16 protein-coding genes are annotated in these 17,743 nt (G+C 38.6%); 6 read left to right on the top strand and 10 right to left on the bottom strand.

Annotation, left to right across the window (positions count from 1 at the left end; all coding sequences use genetic code 11):
* Positions 1–186 precede the first annotated feature (186 nt).
* The gene (locus tag KO511_RS05845) at positions 187–2,739 is read left to right on the top strand and encodes a glycosyl hydrolase family 18 protein (protein WP_215986538.1); all 2,553 of its coding nucleotides are present in this window, start codon (positions 187–189) and stop codon (positions 2,737–2,739) included.
* Between the two features lie 75 nt (positions 2,740–2,814).
* Here KO511_RS05845 and ppiC read toward each other — a convergent pair whose 3' ends face one another.
* Positions 2,815–3,093, bottom strand: a complete 279-nt coding sequence (gene ppiC, locus KO511_RS05840; RefSeq protein WP_215986537.1) for a peptidylprolyl isomerase PpiC — start codon at positions 3,091–3,093, stop codon at positions 2,815–2,817.
* Between the two features lie 194 nt (positions 3,094–3,287).
* Here ppiC and KO511_RS05835 point away from each other — a divergent pair, with 194 nt between their 5' ends.
* From KO511_RS05835 to KO511_RS05825, 3 genes are all read left to right on the top strand, one after another.
* Positions 3,288–4,223 carry a chemotaxis protein gene (locus KO511_RS05835; RefSeq protein WP_215986536.1) on the top strand — a complete coding sequence of 312 codons (936 nt, stop codon included), beginning with the start codon at positions 3,288–3,290 and terminating at the stop codon, positions 4,221–4,223.
* A gap of 137 nt (positions 4,224–4,360) precedes the next feature.
* Positions 4,361–5,377, top strand: coding sequence for a GGDEF domain-containing protein (locus KO511_RS05830; protein ID WP_215986535.1), 1,017 nt, complete (start codon positions 4,361–4,363; stop codon positions 5,375–5,377).
* Positions 5,378–5,534: 157 nt separating this feature from the next.
* On the top strand, positions 5,535–6,674 hold the full coding sequence (locus tag KO511_RS05825) for a hypothetical protein (RefSeq protein ID WP_215986534.1): 1,140 nt from the start codon (positions 5,535–5,537) through the stop codon (positions 6,672–6,674).
* 9 nt (positions 6,675–6,683) lie between these two features.
* Here the strand turns inward: KO511_RS05825 and KO511_RS05820 are convergent, their stop codons facing one another.
* Positions 6,684–7,616, bottom strand: a complete 933-nt coding sequence (locus KO511_RS05820; RefSeq protein WP_215986533.1) for an exopolyphosphatase — start codon at positions 7,614–7,616, stop codon at positions 6,684–6,686.
* Positions 7,617–8,019: 403 nt separating this feature from the next.
* Here KO511_RS05820 and KO511_RS05815 point away from each other — a divergent pair, with 403 nt between their 5' ends.
* Complete coding sequence (locus tag KO511_RS05815) at positions 8,020–8,574, top strand: hypothetical protein (protein ID WP_436840209.1); 555 nt, start codon at positions 8,020–8,022, stop codon at positions 8,572–8,574.
* A 178-nt stretch (positions 8,575–8,752) separates the two neighbouring features.
* Positions 8,753–10,123, top strand: coding sequence for an L-serine ammonia-lyase (locus KO511_RS05810; protein WP_215986532.1), 1,371 nt, complete (start codon positions 8,753–8,755; stop codon positions 10,121–10,123).
* A gap of 125 nt (positions 10,124–10,248) precedes the next feature.
* On the opposite strand, the gene KO511_RS05805 is transcribed toward KO511_RS05810, so the two are convergent.
* The 8 genes from KO511_RS05805 to KO511_RS05770 all read right to left on the bottom strand — a co-directional run bounded on the left by KO511_RS05805 (position 10,249) and on the right by KO511_RS05770 (position 17,642).
* Positions 10,249–11,790, bottom strand: a complete 1,542-nt coding sequence (locus tag KO511_RS05805; RefSeq protein ID WP_215986531.1) for a hypothetical protein — start codon at positions 11,788–11,790, stop codon at positions 10,249–10,251.
* A gap of 17 nt (positions 11,791–11,807) precedes the next feature.
* A complete protein-coding gene (tadF, locus tag KO511_RS05800) occupies positions 11,808–12,371 on the bottom strand; it encodes a tight adherence pilus pseudopilin TadF (RefSeq protein WP_215986530.1) in 564 nt (187 codons plus the stop codon).
* Positions 12,368–12,847, bottom strand: coding sequence for a TadE/TadG family type IV pilus assembly protein (locus KO511_RS05795; protein ID WP_215986529.1), 480 nt, complete (start codon positions 12,845–12,847; stop codon positions 12,368–12,370). Before KO511_RS05795 ends, tadF begins: the two co-directional genes overlap by 4 nt.
* A gap of 61 nt (positions 12,848–12,908) precedes the next feature.
* Positions 12,909–14,153, bottom strand: a complete 1,245-nt coding sequence (locus KO511_RS05790; RefSeq protein WP_215986528.1) for a CpaF family protein — start codon at positions 14,151–14,153, stop codon at positions 12,909–12,911.
* A gap of 22 nt (positions 14,154–14,175) precedes the next feature.
* Entirely contained in the window at positions 14,176–14,892 is a 717-nt protein-coding gene (locus tag KO511_RS05785; protein ID WP_215986527.1) for a tetratricopeptide repeat protein, read from the bottom strand.
* A gap of 351 nt (positions 14,893–15,243) precedes the next feature.
* The gene (locus KO511_RS05780; RefSeq protein ID WP_215986526.1) at positions 15,244–15,948 is read right to left on the bottom strand and encodes a tetratricopeptide repeat protein; all 705 of its coding nucleotides are present in this window, start codon (positions 15,946–15,948) and stop codon (positions 15,244–15,246) included.
* Positions 15,949–16,818, bottom strand: coding sequence for a type II secretion system F family protein (locus KO511_RS05775; protein WP_215986525.1), 870 nt, complete (start codon positions 16,816–16,818; stop codon positions 15,949–15,951).
* On the bottom strand, positions 16,818–17,642 hold the full coding sequence (locus tag KO511_RS05770; protein WP_215986524.1) for a type II secretion system F family protein: 825 nt from the start codon (positions 17,640–17,642) through the stop codon (positions 16,818–16,820). The genes KO511_RS05775 and KO511_RS05770 overlap by 1 nt, the downstream gene beginning before the upstream one ends.
* Positions 17,643–17,743: the final 101 nt, after the last annotated feature.

Raw genomic sequence — 17,743 nt, 5'->3', positions numbered from 1 at the left:
ATAAAACACCTACATTATCTTATAAAGAATAATGAAAAATAGTGTAAAACACTTACCAATCGCATAATTAAACCTGACCTTTTCTCATTAATTAAAATAAAAGCTAAATTTTCAATGCCTGCTAATCAGAAGTATTCATATGTGTTTATTTGCAGGCCAGCCATAGGTTTTAAAAAGGAAAAAGCAATGGATATTAAGTTTAAATGTCAACGTCAGCGGAATAACAGAAGAACTCAGTTATCAACATTCATCGCACTGAGCTTAGGGACTGCTTGCTTAACGGTAGAAGCAGCGCCTTCCATACCTCAGCTTGACTGGAATATGACGAGTGTTAAAAACCAGTCTTTCGTGGAAATAAATGGAGAGCCTGGGAGGCAATCTTATAAAAAGACCGTCAGCAGACACGACAATGTTTCTTTTCCTGTAGATTGGGATGTTTGGTATAACAGCGGAACCCCTGCAACAAAATGGCAAGTTAGGCTAGACAATAAAGTGATCTATACCGAAGCAGTTAATGGGCCTCAAGGCTCCGCTTTTTCGGGTGCAGCAACTGTACAAATCGACAAAGCAGGCCAGTATAATATGACGGTTAACGTTTGTGATGCAAACGATGATTGCTCTTCATCCGTTATACACCAGATTACTGTTACTGATACAGATGGTAGTGGTATGACTCCACTGCCAATGGATATAGATAGCAATAATCAGTCCTTCCCTCCTCAACCAGATGGTACAGTTGTGGGTAGCTATTTTGTCGAATGGAGTCAATACGAGCGGAACTATACTGTAGATAATATCCCAGCAGATAACCTGACTCACATTATTTATGGTTTCGTCCCTATGTGTGGCCCAAATGCATCACTTACTGATCAAAACTCGCAATCGGCACTCAAACTCGCATGTGGCGATTCTAAAGATTACGAGATTGTTGTACATGATCAGTGGGGAGCACTAGGTTCAAGCCTACCTGGCACAACCAATTCATCTATTAAAGGTACTTATGGCCAGATGATGGCCCTCAAGCAGCGCTACCCCGATCTAAAAATTTTACCGTCAATTGGTGGCTGGACATTGTCTGATCCATTTTATGGATTTACTGATAAAGCCAACCGTGACACCTTCGTTGCGTCAGTCAGAGAATTTCTTCTTACTTGGAAATTTTATGATGGGGTCGACATTGATTGGGAATTTCCTGGCGGAGATGGCGCTAACGCAGATTTAGGTAACCCAGATTTGGATGGACAAGCATATGTAAACTTAATGAAAGAACTACGTAATATGCTAGACCAATTGTCTGCCGAGACAGGTAAAACTTATGAGCTAACATCAGCTATTGGCGCTGGTTGGGACAAGATTGAAGATGTAGATTACTCTGATGCACAACAATATATGGACTACATATTTGTTATGTCATATGACTTTTATGGTGCATGGGACAATAACATAGGCCATCAAGCCGCTCTTGATTGTGGTTCTCATATTTCACAAGGGCAATGTGATGGTACAGAAGTCTCAGCAGAAGGCCCAGAATACACAACCCACAACGCGGCGGATCTATTACTTAAGCAAGGAGTTTCACCAAACAAACTTGTTTTAGGCGCTGCCATGTACGGACGCGGCTGGAAAGGAGTGACTCGTCAAAGTATGACTGACCCATCAAATCCAATGACAGGCATTGGTAATGGGGCTATAAACGGTAGCTGGGAAGCTGGCGTCATTGATTATAAAAACATCATTTCTGATTATTTAGGCCAACCTAGTGTTGAATCTTTTTATGACCTACAAGCACAAGCACCTTATTTATATAAAGAATCAACTGGCGAAGTCATTAGCTATGACAATGCAAAATCAGTAGAAGCTAAGGCAGTCTATGCTCGTTCAAATGGATTTGCTGGATTGTTTTCATGGGAAATTGATGGTGATAATGGTGATATTCTGAACGCCATGCAAAATGGACTCCTAAATGGTGGAGAAGGCGTAAATAATCCACCTGTAGCCGATGCAGGAGACGACATACTTGTAACAACACCAGGTTTAGTTACCTTAGATGGCTCAAAATCACACGACAACGAGGGTGATATTTCGTACAGATGGGAGCAGATCTCTGGACCAAACGTTTCTATCAACAATGCTAATAGTGCTTTGGCAACAGTGGCGATAGAAGATGATGGCTCCACTCAGGTATACAGTTTCAAATTAACGGTTACTGACCAAGATGATGCATCTGCCTACGATACCGCTACTGTAACTGCTAAGTTTGGTTCTGTACCGGAAAATAGACCACCTGAAGCTATCATCATTGGCCCATCAGAAGCTGCAGCTGGTGAACAAGTAACACTAGATGCCTCTGGTAGTTCAGATCCTGATGGTGATAGTTTAACTTATACTTGGTCGTCTTCTGATGTCGATCTGGCTATAAGTGGGAGTTCAGTACACTTTATTGCACCAGAATTTTCTCAAGATACCAATATGACTGTATCTGTAATGGTTTCAGACGGTTCAGCAACGGATAAAGACAGCTTTACTTTATTAGTGAAAGCCAAAGAAGATGGCGGTAACCCTGGAGAATACCCTCAGTATGTGGAAGGTACTCCATATCAAGCAGGTGACCGCGTAACTAACTCTGGTGGTATTTATGAGTGTAAACCTCATCCATACACAGGTTGGTGTGCTGGTGCTGCATGGGCTTATGGACCAGGAACTGGTACCTACTGGGACCAAGCTTGGACTAAGATTTAATCCATTTTACGAATAAATAGACCCCGCTTAGCGGGGTCTATTCAAACATAACTTTCTATATTTAAAGGTAAACGGCTAAGTTCTATACAAAACCTTTACTACATGCCATCCAAATTTAGTCTTTACCAAATGAGGTTTGAGGGTCTCCCCCTCAAAGCACACTTTATCGAATTGCGGAACCATCTGACCTTTGCGGAATTCACCTAAGTCTCCCCCCTTTTTACCGGAGGGACAGGTAGAATGTTTTTTTGCTAAAGTCTGGAATTTAGCTCCCTTCTTAAGCTGTTTTATTATATCTTCAGCTTGTTCTTTATGCTTTACCAAAATATGTAAAGCTGCGGCGGTATTGGCCATATGCTGCTCTCGCTAAATTAGCGGTACGGATAGATGCATATTGTAGCGAAATAGAGTGAAAACACCACCGCAACAGGTTAAACTTTAACCAAAAAAGAGATTTATCACCTAAATAAGTAATGTAATTTTTGATAAGTCATGTAAATGCGTTAACATCACAATGGGAAGAATATACAACGGGAGTATTTCGGAAAATGGTAAAAACAATCAGTAAAGCAAACCAATCACAAGGAATGTTGATGTTTACCCTTACCCATAGTCAGCAATTGTTCGCTATTGGAACGCTAAAAGTCCGAGAAATTGTACCGTACCAACCTACTACTCAAATTCCTTATTCTCATCATCACGTCATAGGTGCAGTAACAATAAGAAATAAGACCATTCCAGTCATCAACATGCCGGCTGCAATTGGTTTAAGATCTATTCAACCAGAAGAATATACTTCATGCTATTTAATTGTTACCGACTGCCTGAGAACCGTAGTAGCGTTTATGGTCCGCTCTATTGAAAAGATCATTGAGTGTGACTGGAAATCAATAGAAAGTTCTCCTAAAGCCACTGGTAAGAATGTATTTGTTACTGGTATCACTCGATTCGAAGAGCACATTGTCCAAATGTTAGACGTTGAGCTGCTTTTATCAAAAATCTACCCACAGTACGAATCGAATACCATCCCTATGCTAACCGACATAGAAAGAGAAAAACTAAAAGCTCTACGAATTCTGTTGGTTGATGACTCTTCAATTGCCAGAAAACAACTCGCAGATGCATTAGACAGTATTAATATAGGATATCAAATCCGTAATAATGGCGTTGAAGCTATAACACTAATGCGAGAAGAATCTGAACGAGGCCAAGCAATCCAGCTATTGGTGAGCGATATTGAAATGCCTGGTTTAGACGGCTATGAACTCGCTTTTGAGATACAAAATGACCATAACTTGAATAATGCCTACACAATCCTGCACACTTCACTTTCAAGTGAAATCTGTGTCGATAGAGCCCATCAAGTAGGAGCACATGAAGCACTAGAAAAATTTAATGCTGGAGATTTAATCAAAGCGATGCTTCGTGGAGCGGAACAGCTAGAAAACAGCGATACAGTCAAAAAACTCGAGTTACAGGTATGATAAATCAATTAAACTATTTTATAACTTATTAATATCAAAGAAAAGTTCATTTTTTATACTTATTAACCTAAGCAGCTCATGCTCAGATCCGCTAATCTTAATCTATTGGATAGTTAACACAGAATTTTAATCAAAAGATGCTTGATGACGATTTCAAAAAATCGACTGCTAACTTAAAAAAAGCTGTCCCACTTATGATGCAAAACCATGTTGCTGCAACACCAGCAAATTACGCATTGTGGTATACATATGTAGACAATGCCATTCCAGAAATGAATCAAGAGCTGGAAGCCATCATCGACAATTACGGCTTGTGTCCACCAGCAGCGAGTAAACAACTCTATGATAGCTACGTTGCAAGTCGTTCAGAAACAGATATGAAGGAGTTAAAAGCCAATGTTGAAGTGTTGGTTAATCAAGTGGCCTCGTCGATGACAGATACTCTTTCTGGAACATCTCATTTCTCCCAAGTTATAGATAAAGGCTTTGAAAATCTTGAGAAATTTGAAGACAAAGCAATATCAATCGATGATGTAACTAAAATAATCCGTCAGTTAATTTCTGAATCTAAACAGATAAGAAACTCAACAAGCTTTTTAAATAACCAGCTCGAAACAGCCGCAAGTGAGATTCAACAACTAAAGAACCAGCTGGCCGAAGTTCAGCAAGATGCTTTATTCGACGGACTTACTAACCTTTATAATCGAAGGTCATTTGACAACGATATCAATGCATTGTGTCAGTCAGAGCAAGTAATGTGTCTTATTTTGGCAGACATAGACCACTTCAAAAGCTTAAATGATAATTACGGACATCTATTCGGTGACGCCGTTCTAAAAGGCATCGCGAAGCGTTTTCAGATTGGCAGTAGAGACGGTATTCATGCTTACAGGTATGGCGGAGAGGAATTTGCATTAATAGTTCCCAATAAACAACTCAGAATAGCTCGCCAATTCGCAGATAGTTTGCGCCGATCCATAGAAAAACTCTCTGTCAAAGACCGACGTTCAGGCGAATCAGTCGGCAGTATAACAGCCTCGTTTGGTGTAGCAGAGATGCAACCCGGAGAAGCGCCAGAATCACTCATTGAAAGGGTCGACAAACTCCTCTATGAGGCCAAACAACTTGGACGTAATCGCGTTATGCCCATCTAAACAATCACTTCCCTTTTAACCAATAATTGCAGATTAATAATGTTCACCTACCAGTAATATACACATCACACATATGAGTATTTGCTCATAATTTTCATAGCACTAATAAAACACTAGGGGTAATGTGTAATAAATCTCCTCATTAAAGTGAGTTGTTGTGAATTTTTTTAGCCAGACTTTTCATAGTATCAAAGCAAGTAATCCAATACATCCTTCTTCATCCTCAGCCCTCAAAGTAGGTAATCTTGAACTGGCCAAAAGCATCATCAAAATCAAACAAGATTTCGATAGTGGTCGACTGACACAACTCACCTGTCGAAAAGAGATTTTATCTCATTCAAATGGTAAAAATTATAAAAAAATTAGACTTATAGAAAACTCCATTGTGGAAATAAATGAAAAAATCCACATTAGAAATAAACGTCTGACTAAAATTAATCAAATACAGAATCCAATATCCCCAGAATGTAATGCCGACTTCCACCAGCCAATTGATATACCTAAAGAACAGGCTGCCGTTAGATTGGAAAAACTGATGCTCAATACTAAAACTAACAAACTGGGAGAGTATATTGGACGTATCATGGCGCATGCAGTATTAGACAGTATTAATAATGGCAATTTAAATATAACCGGAATTGAAAACAAAACCATACAGCCTTTTGCTAATCGATTAATTTTAGGAGAAATAAGTGAAAGTAATACAGGTAAAGACGATTTTTATCACTCCTTGACAAGAGAGAAGCGTTTTGTTTATCGGAAAATATACCACAAAGTGAAAGAAATCATTTCTCAAGAACCTAAAACTGATAAGCCAATTAAGAGTAGATTTTTAAAACCCACTCTTCATAAAGCAGCTGCAGGCGTTAAATATTCGATACTGGATCAACCAGAAGTAAGGAATACCTATCTAAAGAACAGGATTGGCTCGTTAATAAATAAGAAAGCTGATTTGTTTGTAGAAAAGGCAAGTGCTCATATAAACAGTGATAATAGTAATTCAAGTAGACAACAACTTGGCTATTCTTCCGCTGCAGGTTTTATTTCAGTACTGAGAGAACGAGCTCCTGGAGTGTCATTGCGCTTAAATTTGATCAATAATGGTTTTGATACTCTCGATGCTTTAGGCACAGCATATAATAATCTTACAGCACCAAAATTGAGCAATGCATTCACAAGTTACTTTGGGCAAACTGAGATAGCTGACATAACCACATCTATCTATAATGCTGCAGGTGAGGAATCACTCAACATGCTTATAGCCATATTTAACAAGTATTGGCTTGATGAGTATTAAAAACACGACTTAACCATCACCCGTTATAGAATCAATAAGCTCTTGTAATACTTTATCTGCTCTATCATTTTCAATTTGGCATGTCCCTGCAGCTTTATGACCACCGCCTCCATACTTCAACATTAGCTCACCTACATTTGTCTTTGAACTTCTATCAAAGATAGACTTTCCGGTTGCAAAAACCGTATTTTGCTTCTGAAAACCCCACAGTTTGTGTATGGAAATATTGCATTGAGGATATAGAGCGTAAATCATAAAACGATTCCCCGCATAAATTGTTTCTTCTCCTGTGAGATCCAATACAACCAAATTGTTATGTACAGTCGAACAACGTTGTATTTGTTGCTTGAATAAGTTTTCATGCTCTTTATAAAGCTCTATCCGTTCAGCGACATCAGGATGTTCTAAGATTTCATCGATAGTATGTGTAGTACAATAGTCTATTAGGTCCATCATCAAATTATAATTGGAAATTCTAAAGTCCCTAAACCGTCCAAGTCCCGTTCTAGCATCCATCAAAAAATTAAGCAGATTCCACCCTGTCGAGTCTAAAACTTCATCACGATTAAACTGTGCTGAATCACCTTTATCAACAGCTTCCATCATACCTAGCCAAGCTTTAGGAAACACTTTGTTGCCACCATAGTGTTCCCATACGACTCTAGCCGCTGAAGGTGCATCAGGATCTATAATATGGTTAGGTCGCTCTCCGGGATTTCGGATCGTCTCTGATAAATGATGGTCGAAGATAAGATGTGCTTGCTTAACGTATGGCAAATTAGTCACTATATCTAGAGAGGTAATTTCTACTAAACCATCTTGCATATCTTTAGGGTGGACAAACTTTATATCATCGATGAGAGCAAGCTGTTTGAACAAAACCGCACATACTAAACCATCAAAGTCGCTACGTGTGACTAAACGATGTTTCTTTTTCGACATCTGTATATCCTTATCTCTACACTTTTTAGTCTGACTAACAAAGCTTCATCACATTTACTGTCTGACCAATAGATAGGTATTTTAACCCTACTGTTAGTTTAGACTCCTTCGATCGTTTAACAAACTTACGCGCCGCTTTTTCCACGCTCTTCATTCCCAAAATAAAGGCTACAGGTAAATAACATTACAATCGAACGCTGTTTTATTTATGACAATCTCATGACAATTGATAAAAAACTCACAATAAAATGCCATGGAAATCACAATTTAATCATAAAAACGGGTTGTCTTTATGAAACATGAACACTCTACTGATCACCAACCGCACCTAGGCGCAAAAGCTATTATTTAAGATAAATCAAAGAGTATTCTGTATAAATCTTCTCTAAATGCGTTAGTTATATTGGCGATAGCTATCTTAGTTAACTTAGCAATTCGCATTGATTTTTCAATACTCAAACATGGCTTAGGTGAGACATCTATCACTGAGTCACTTCAATTTCTGATGCTAATGGTATCAACGAGTACTTTTTATCTTCTGATCAGAGAGCGTGAAGATCTTAGCCATGCTGCTACCTTGATTTTTGGATTCTTGGCAGTATTAACGATTCGTGAAACGGACGCTTGGTTTGACTTACTCTTTCACGGCGCGTGGGTTTTACCTGCAATGGTTGTCACAGTAGCAACCTGCACGTATGCATTTCGTGGTGGCAAACGTTCCATCAATGAGATAGCAACAATTCTAGACGTTCGGCATATGAACACCCTCATCGGCGGAGTCGTCTTGCTCATTGTATTTTCACGCTTGTATGGTATGGGTAGCTTTTGGCATACCGTAATGCAGGAATACTATGTTCGCGAAGTCAAGAACGTTTCTGAAGAATCAATGGAGCTATTGTGCTACTGCCTAATTGCTTTGGGCGCAGTAAAAACACGCCTAGCGTTAAAGCATAATTAAGTTTAAAACGGGGGTACTTAAGGTACCCTTGCCTTTTTCGCTTCTCAAATATTGCCTACTCTTTTCATAATTTCTGTACAAACACCCTGTTTATCGATAGTGTCGTCTAGGTTATCAAATTGTTAACTATATTTAATGAGAGTCTGGATAGCAGACCATTCAAACAGGAAGTAAATTTATGCTGTCGATTTTTGATATTTTTAAAATCGGTGTTGGGCCATCAAGCTCGCATACCAACGGGCCGATGATAGCGGGCTATCACTTTACTCGTCTTCTTAGTGACTCAATTTCGAAAGTGCAAAGAGTTCAAATAGATCTATACGGATCATTATCGTTAACAGGTAAAGGCCACCACACTGATCGTGCGATAATACTTGGTTTAATGGGCAACAAACCAGACACAATAAAAATGAAGAGTGCGAAGCATGCACTGCAACAAACATTTGATCAAGGACAGTTATTTTTAGCAAACAAACATGACATTAGCTTCGACTACCAAAAAGATCTAATTTTTCATACTACCAACCTTCCATTGCATGAAAACGGTATGACTGTAACCGCCTACGACTCTTCAGACACTCAACTAAAAATGGAGACTTATTATTCCATTGGTGGTGGATTTGTTGTCACTGCAGATGAACTCGAAAATGGCAGCGCTGATAGCCATGTAGACGTACCCTTCCCTTTCACTTCCGCTGAGCAAATGCTTGAGATGGCAGAGAAAAAAGGCCTTAGTTTGGGTGGCATGATACTCCAAAACGAAGTCTGCTTTTTTGACACAAAAGAGATTGATCAGAAAGCAGATCAAATCTGGAAGGTAATGTCTTTATGTATGGAAAGAGGGTTCGAAACCGAGGGAATACTTGAGGGCGGCCTAGAGGTTACCCGGAGAGCGCCAAACTTACTCAAGAAGCTTGAGGCCAACCAAGCCGTTGAAAATGATCCCATGGAAGTGATGGACTGGATAAATCTTTTCGCTTTTGCAGTCAGTGAAGAAAATGCTGCTGGAGGGCAAGTCGTAACCTCCCCCACCAATGGAGCTGCGGGTGTCATCCCCGCTGTACTGATGTATTACCATCGTTTTGTTAAAGCTCTCGACACCAAGCAAATCAAAGACTTTCTAGCTGTTGCTGGCGCCATTGGTATTTTATATAAAACTAATGCATCAATTTCAGGAGCTGAAGTCGGTTGCCAAGGTGAAATCGGTGTCTCTTCTTCAATGGCGGCGGCTGGACTTACCGCCTTGCGGGGCGGAAGCAACGAACAAATCTGTATTGCAGCCGAGATAGCCATGGAGCATTCATTAGGCATGACCTGTGACCCAATTGGCGGCCTGGTTCAAGTCCCTTGCATAGAGCGTAATGCAATGGGCGCCATGAAGGCCATTAATGCATCAAGAATGGCATTAAAGAGAACAAGTAAATGCCTAATATCATTAGACAAAGTCATTGCCACCATGTACCAAACGGGTAAAGATATGAATAAAAAGTATCGTGAAACATCCCTTGGGGGGTTGGCTGTGATTCATATGGCACCGCCATGTGAATAAAGTATCAAAAAAAAGTAGCAGCATATATCATTGCAATAAAGAAAGACCTTGCTGAGTTAGCAAGGTCTTTTATTTTCTATGACTCATATATCATCAAAATAACCAACGGAGTTTAAAGCACATTGTTACTCTCCATATACTTGGCCGAATCGGTAATAGAGCTTGGTATCAGTCGCTTTGGACATTATGGTCAATATACGATCTCTAACTTGGGTAGCTTCGGCAGCCCAATATACATTTTCGGGGCCGAAACAAGCTTCGTATTGAAAGATAGTAGCTGGTGAAACGGTTGGAATTCCTATATAAGCCATCTGAAAGTCCCTTGGGTCATCGTCTGGTCCCAACATCATAGTTTTTAGCATCTGACAAAACCCTGAGCCAACCAAACGCGTAAAGGCCTCAAAACCATAGTTCTCGTTACCATCAGACATTACAATCATAACGTACTTCTGACGCTTGCCCAGAATTAAGTCCTTTCTCTTTGTCGCTACTAACCCCTTAGCTGCCGGTATCATTCCTTGAGAAACTGAGGTGAATCCACCCGCAGTCATTAGTGCAAACGGAGCAGAAAACATAGGGAAGTTATCAACCAAAGGGATAAAGAAAAAGTTCGCAAATATTGGCCATCCCGGATCAACAAGCCATAATGGGTTAACAGCCAGAGGCCCTATAGGTAAACGAGATTGAACTAAGCTTGGTGAGCCTAATGGATTTGGAACAGGCAAACCATCCACTATTGTTGGAAGTTCTACCGCTAGGAGACCAGTGGCCAACTCCGGAATCTGAGCTTGGATCGGAAATCTGTATTGCATAACGTCAAATGGCGTTACCGCATATCTTGCAAAAACAGGTGCAACTTTTTTCGCAATTACCGAAAGAGGTTCAGGACAAGGGAGTTGACCTGCTGGAATTCCCATCCCAGGCGGCTGAGCGAGGCACCCTTCAAAAAACAAAGGTGGAGTCATACCAAAAGTGGTAATGAAAGTTTGCGCAGCCAATTGTATGTCTGTAACGAGTGGAATCATAAATTCACGCGAAATCGGAGTAGTGTGAAATGCTGTATTAAAGGGATAAAGACCTATTTTAGAGCCCTTATTCGTCGCTTCAAGATATGCTATTAACTCTGCAGTGACCGCTTTTAGAGTTAGCAAAGGATACCCTCTCATTGAAGCCGAGAAATCGGTAACAAAGGCAACATTAATTGGCCCTTGAAAACCTTTTGCCGCTTTCCCTTGGTTTGAGATCTCTTGGCTATCATTTTGTATCGACCACATATCAGGAAAAATTTCAGTATCCGTAACCGTTGGCGTTACTGTATAAGAAATATGTTTTCTGTTAGGCAGTGATCTGACAACATTGATGTTGCTAACTGTAGTAGCAGTGCCAGTGGTCCCCATATACTCTCGTACATAGGCTGCAGCATAGGTTTCAGCTTGTCCCTGATCAGGGTATGGTATATCCACAACGCCAACAACTTGAGCAAGTTGGAAATCAGAGATTTCTGTCAGGGCTAAAGCAGCCGCTTCTGATGCATCTCCAAGTCGTACTTGTTTATTGATCCTAACTAAACTTTGAAAAGCGAAAAAATTAACAGCAAGAATAGCACTGAGTGAAAGAACAAAAAATATGCTGGCCACGCCTTGCTGTTTAACTACACTATGTTTCATGACATCAATACCTATAACTACTGAGGATCAATATTACGTCCAATCATTACCGATGAAGACTGCTGAGCGAACTGGTCACTGACTCCACTCATAAACTGACTAAATGCTGATGGAGTAGCGTTACATACTGTGACTTTGTAAGTATCTGTTTTCCTGGGAATTGATGCATAGGCATCCTTTTTCAACAAAATAACTTCATCGTTGATAGGTTCCGCTTGGCAAGCTGGTCCTACAGCACAGCTACTTGGTACAACTGGTGCCCTTATTCCCGCAACGGTTACTGGAGAGGCAGCAGCATGAACTGCCACTCCCACATCTTGTCCCATCAAACGATCCGCAATTTCTTTGACAGCTTGACAGTCTTGATTAGTCACCCAAGGTTGAAAACCAATTTTCTTTCGATCTTTTATCACAGTAACCAGTGAATAACTCACTCTATCTAACTGGGCTTTATTGACAATTTGCATGCCTATATCGGTGAAGAAAAACATCAATCCGCACATAGCAAAAAGAATAATGGCGAACTCAATCGAGAATACACCTCGGCATTTACTTAACCTATTTGGTGGTGCTTTTTTCATGGTCTATTCCCCACTTTCTCTCCATACAACCACTCCCTCTCCACGACTATCCGTGAACTGATACGACGGTCAGGCACAAACCAAACCAAAGGAAACATAGGCGCGTAGTCATAAGTAGTAACGAATTCCATATATCGACAATGCTGCTCCTTGCAACCGCCTGTTGAATCGGCACGCAGCGCAGCAAAATTTGCAAAATAGTTAATATTGACATTGATATCAGCATTGAGCAGAACTGGCTGCCATAACTCCATTTGTCTTGCCAGCATGGCGTCCTTTCGACTGCTGTCAGACTCATTTTGGTCCCATATTCGAGTATCTCTTGCAACCTCATAGTTCCAAACCGAAACCATATTAGTTACAAATATATATCTGGCCATCTCGAAGTAAGTTAGAATGATGGATATAAAAATTAAAAACCCAATGGCAACTTCAATCGACAAAACGCCTCGCTGATTTTTTCGACTTTTTCTCAATGTACTATCCCCTTATCTTACAAAGCTGACGATCAGTGGCACATACCCACTATTATGGACACTAAAAATCAATCCCGAAAAATCCGGCTTTCTCTTTAACCGAAGAACGAGTTGGGATCGGCTGCGTAATGTAGGATGTTTGCGGATCGATTTGGGATAAATCCTTGGTCAGATCAAGCGCAAAATATTCTTCCATTACCACAACGTCACCTTCAAGACCCACTACCTCAGAGATACTAGTTACTCTTCGAGAGCCGTCGCTTAAGCGTTTAACCTGCACAATGATGTCAACGGCATCGACAATGTTTCGTTTAATAGCAAGATGAGGAAGGCTAGCTTGGCCCATCATGACCATATTCTCTATACGGGAAATGGCATCTCTAGGAGAATTTGCGTGCAAAGTTGTCATTGAACCATCGTGACCTGTATTCATCGCTTGGAGCATTTCAAATGCCTCTGGGCCACGGCACTCCCCAATAATGATACGGTCTGGGCGCATACGTAACGCATTAATAACCAGCTTATTCTGGCTAATCTCACCTGTACCTTCAGCACTCGCTTTTCGTGTTTCCATACGCAGTGTGTGAACTTTACTGAGCTTAAGTTCAGCGGCATCCTCAATAGTGATAATCCGTTCATCATCAGCAATGTAATCTGAGAGAGCATTAAGGAAGGTGGTTTTACCAGCACCAGTACCTCCGGAAATAACAATATTAAGACGACAGTGCGCCGCAACAATAAGAAATTTAGCCATCTCTTCATTAAGAGCACCAAACTTCATAAGGTCAGTTAAGTTTAATTTATCTTCCTTGAACTTACGGATTGAAATACTAGTTCCATCAAGTGTCAAAGGAGACAGAACCATATTCACACGGCTTCCATCAGATAGACGGGCATCACAAATAGGTGACGAGTCATCCAACCTTCTCCCGGCCATACTGGCAATACGCTTAGCGATAGTTTGTAACTGAATTTCATCTATAAAGCGGACATCGGTTAATTCAAGCTTTCCATTCCTTTCAATAAATACCTTCTCTGGCCCATTAACCATAATATCGGAGATGTTCTTGTCATCGACGAGCTCTTGTAATGGCCCCAAACCAACAAGTTCATTCACTAATTCTGTGACATAGCGCTGCTTTTCAGAACTGGTGGTTGGTAGTGAATGATCCCTTGCGACTTGCTCAACCTGCTTTAAAAGTTGTTCAGCTAATTCTTGATGAGTTAAACTTTCAATTACATCAGCTTCGATTAATTTGTATAATTCGAGACGAATCTTAATAAAGTTTTCTTTATTGAAGTTCATAATATTTCCTCAGAATCTTTCACTATATAAAATTAGGATTGCTTAAACTGTCGTAAATAAATACAGCTTCACTATTATCCATGTCATACTTATTTCTGAGTAAGTTGTATACAAAATCCCTATCATGAAGCTTGGCCATAATAACTATCATATTAGCTACTGTTTTTTTATCATTGGAGTCCATTAGATAAACGGGCATTAATATTGAAAGTGCTCTTGTATAATCCCCTTTTTTCAAATGCACTAAAGCTAAATTATTTTTTATTTTCTTATTATCATAAAGCAACTCTCTAGATTTGTTAAAAGCCTCAATGGATTGATCATATTTTACCATTCTAGAAAGAATTATACCTTTATGATTATAGTACTTAGCATTATCTTCTTTCAGTGATATAGAAGAGTCAATTAATTTTAATGCGGTAACATTTTCTCCAAGCATATAATAATTGATTGATTGATTATAATAAGTATCTGGATTTACATTATCTCTTTCAATTACATTTTCTAGATGAAAAACTGAGGACTCATAATCTTCGAGTAAAAAGAAATATTTGGCTAGTATTTCCCTATTTTCAATCGTATCCTCATTTTTAAGGATATCTGTATATATATCGACTAGACCAGCATAGTTTTCTGCTGTTATCATCAACTCTTCTTTAGCTCTCAGTTCACTTAGCGAACTACTAGAGCTACATCCGACTAAAAAAAGAGTTGCTGTTATAAAAATTAGCTTTAGCATAATATTTCCTGTCAATAATATTCATTATAATATTAAAGCTCATCAACAATGACTATTATTCACTGTTTTGAGGGTAGTTATTATTGTTACCATCTACTTAATAAAAATCATATAAATATGTTAAAGATGGCTCATTCAACAATCGATGAAACTTACAGCAAACCGACATTTTACTCTACTTAAATATCCTTACTTTGCTTTAAAATAAAAAAACAAAAATGAATATACATAACAGTATCTTAAGTAACACTATTGTACTTTGTTTATTATTATTTGTAATGCCAGTAAGATAGAGTAAGCACATTTGTAACCGCACGCATACCTTTTTTAGTATGTGATACTCTTTCTTTGTTAACGACTTAGTCTGTTATATACATATACAGCTTCACTATTATCCATATCATACTTATCTCTCAATAAGTTTAGGACATAATTTCTATCATTCATTTTCGCCATAATTACAATTAAATTAGCAACAATTTTCTTATTGTTATTATTTCTTAAATACAGAGGCATAAGCGTTGTGATTGCTTTCGTATACTCTCCTTTTTTATAGTAAATTAGAGCAAGGTTATTCTTAATTTTAACATCAGGAAATATGAGTGATCGCGCTTTTTCAAATTCTCTTATTGCTGATTCAAATTCTGATTTCTGAGCTAAAACTATACCTTTTTGATTTCTAAATTTTGCATTATTTGGCTTCATTTCAATTGCGCGGTTGATCATCGTTTCTGCAATAATAAGCTTATCTAGCATATAATAGTTTATTGACTGATTATAAAATGTCTCTGCTTGAGCACTTTTTCTTTTAATGACATTTTCTAACTGGTAAGCCGATGCTTCATAATCATCAAGAAGAAAATAGTAATGGGCCAGTTTCTCTCTATTTTCTGCAGAATCATTCTTTTTCACTGATTCGGTATAAAGATCAACTAAACCCTGATAGTTTTGAGCACTAATCATTATAGACTCTCTATTTTTCAGGTCTGTATCAGATCCTTGGGTCGCACATCCACTAAAAAATATAATAATAAAAACTGCATATAATTTTAACATCTAACTTGCTCCCATAAGCCTAAATATACCAGGTGCAGTAATAAGAATTACTATCGGCATTAAAATAAACAATATTAAAGGTACCGACATTTTGGCTGATAAAGCACCTACTTTTTCTTCAATAGTCAGTAATTTTAGCTCACGTATATCTGATGAGAGCGTCATAAGTACATCGTAAATGGATGTACCGAATTTAATACTTTGATTCAGTGAATAGGCCAAAGACCTCACTTCTGGAATATCGATATTATTGGAAAGTTCTTCCAACGCAGCACGTGTACCTATCACATTAGATCTATCATACGTTTTAAGCAAAATCAGTGATAACAATGGATATTGAAGCTTAATATCTTTAGCGACGTACACGAGCATTGCTTCGACACTTGTACCTGTTTGGACGCATATTGCCATCAAATCTACTGCATAAGGCACACCTTCAGAGACATTTTTAATCTCATCAGCTTTTCTCATCCTCACCCAAGCTGACAAAATAATCATTCCAACAACATAAAATCCACCCATAAGTGCAAACTTCAAGATCCAGTCAGACACTCCAAGCTCATCAGAAAATAATTGGACTAATAATACGCCGGCAAGACCGATTATCATCTTAGCAACTTTTTCTTTTTTATAGACCCCATCTGAAAAATACCGCTCAATATATGTACTATCTGTTCCATCGGAAAACAAGCTTGTCCTTTCTGTGGAGAAAAAACTCAACATGAGTTTGTCAAATCTAGATAAGTTATCTGAGTCAGTAAACCTTCTCATTGCTAACTTTCTATTATAAGAAATAATAAACTTTCTCATAATATAGGTGACCACAATTGCTATAGCTATGGGGATCACTATGTCGAGAGAAATATTCATTACTTAACACTCCTCATTAACATATGTATAATTCCCATACCAATTACTTCACTGATGACGACGTACCACAAAATTATGTTCCCAGTTTCTGTCTCAAAAACATACTCAAAGTTTTCTGGGCTCAAATAACGCATAATAATTAAAAATATAAATGGAAGAGCACCTACAATTTTTGCCGAGTATCTAGCTTCCGATGTCATTGCAAATTTCTTTTTTTCCATTGCATAACTATTAAATATTATTCTATCAATTCTTTTGATAATATCGGAGAGTTGCCCTCCTCTTTCTACATTTATTTTTAAAGCTGAAAGAAAGAACACGTACTCTCTAAAAGAAGCATTTCTATTTTTCGCCGTTTCAAAAACATGAGAAGGAGTCTCACCAATAACTAATCTATCTGCTACCCATTTTAGCTCTTTGCCAACTACACTATTTGTTGTTTGCGCCACATAGTTTAGTGCACCCACTAAACTTTCTCCTGCCTTAATAGCACTTGATAACATGTTAATAGCATCCGGGAAATTAGACTTAAAATCCTTCTGATACTTATTATTCACATATATATAGGCAAATATTGCTAGTACTAAACAAGTAAGTGGGACACCTTCTATAGCATTTATGACTAGAAAATCAGAAATCCAAAATCCTAGTGCTAGTGACGCTAGGAAAAAAATAAAAAGTTTTCCTTTTGAATTTTCACCCAATCTATACTTAAAAGCATCAACTTCATGTATTATTCTAGCATATATACCATCAATCCTACCTGAACCAAATAGATTGGCCTCTTGGTTATCATTTAAGTCGGCCGATCCTTTTGAATCCAAGAAATCTCTTTTCTTTCTATTAGTATGATATCGATAGAAAATATAAAAGATAACATATATAAGTACACAGATTATGACTGAAATTAACTTCATAAACGCAC

The sequence above is a fragment of the Vibrio hepatarius genome (assembly GCF_018860525.1).
GTDB lineage: Bacteria > Pseudomonadota > Gammaproteobacteria > Enterobacterales > Vibrionaceae > Vibrio > Vibrio hepatarius_B.
The sequence above is the reverse complement of the archived record's forward strand: the minus strand, read 5'-3'. Positions and strand labels throughout refer to the sequence as shown.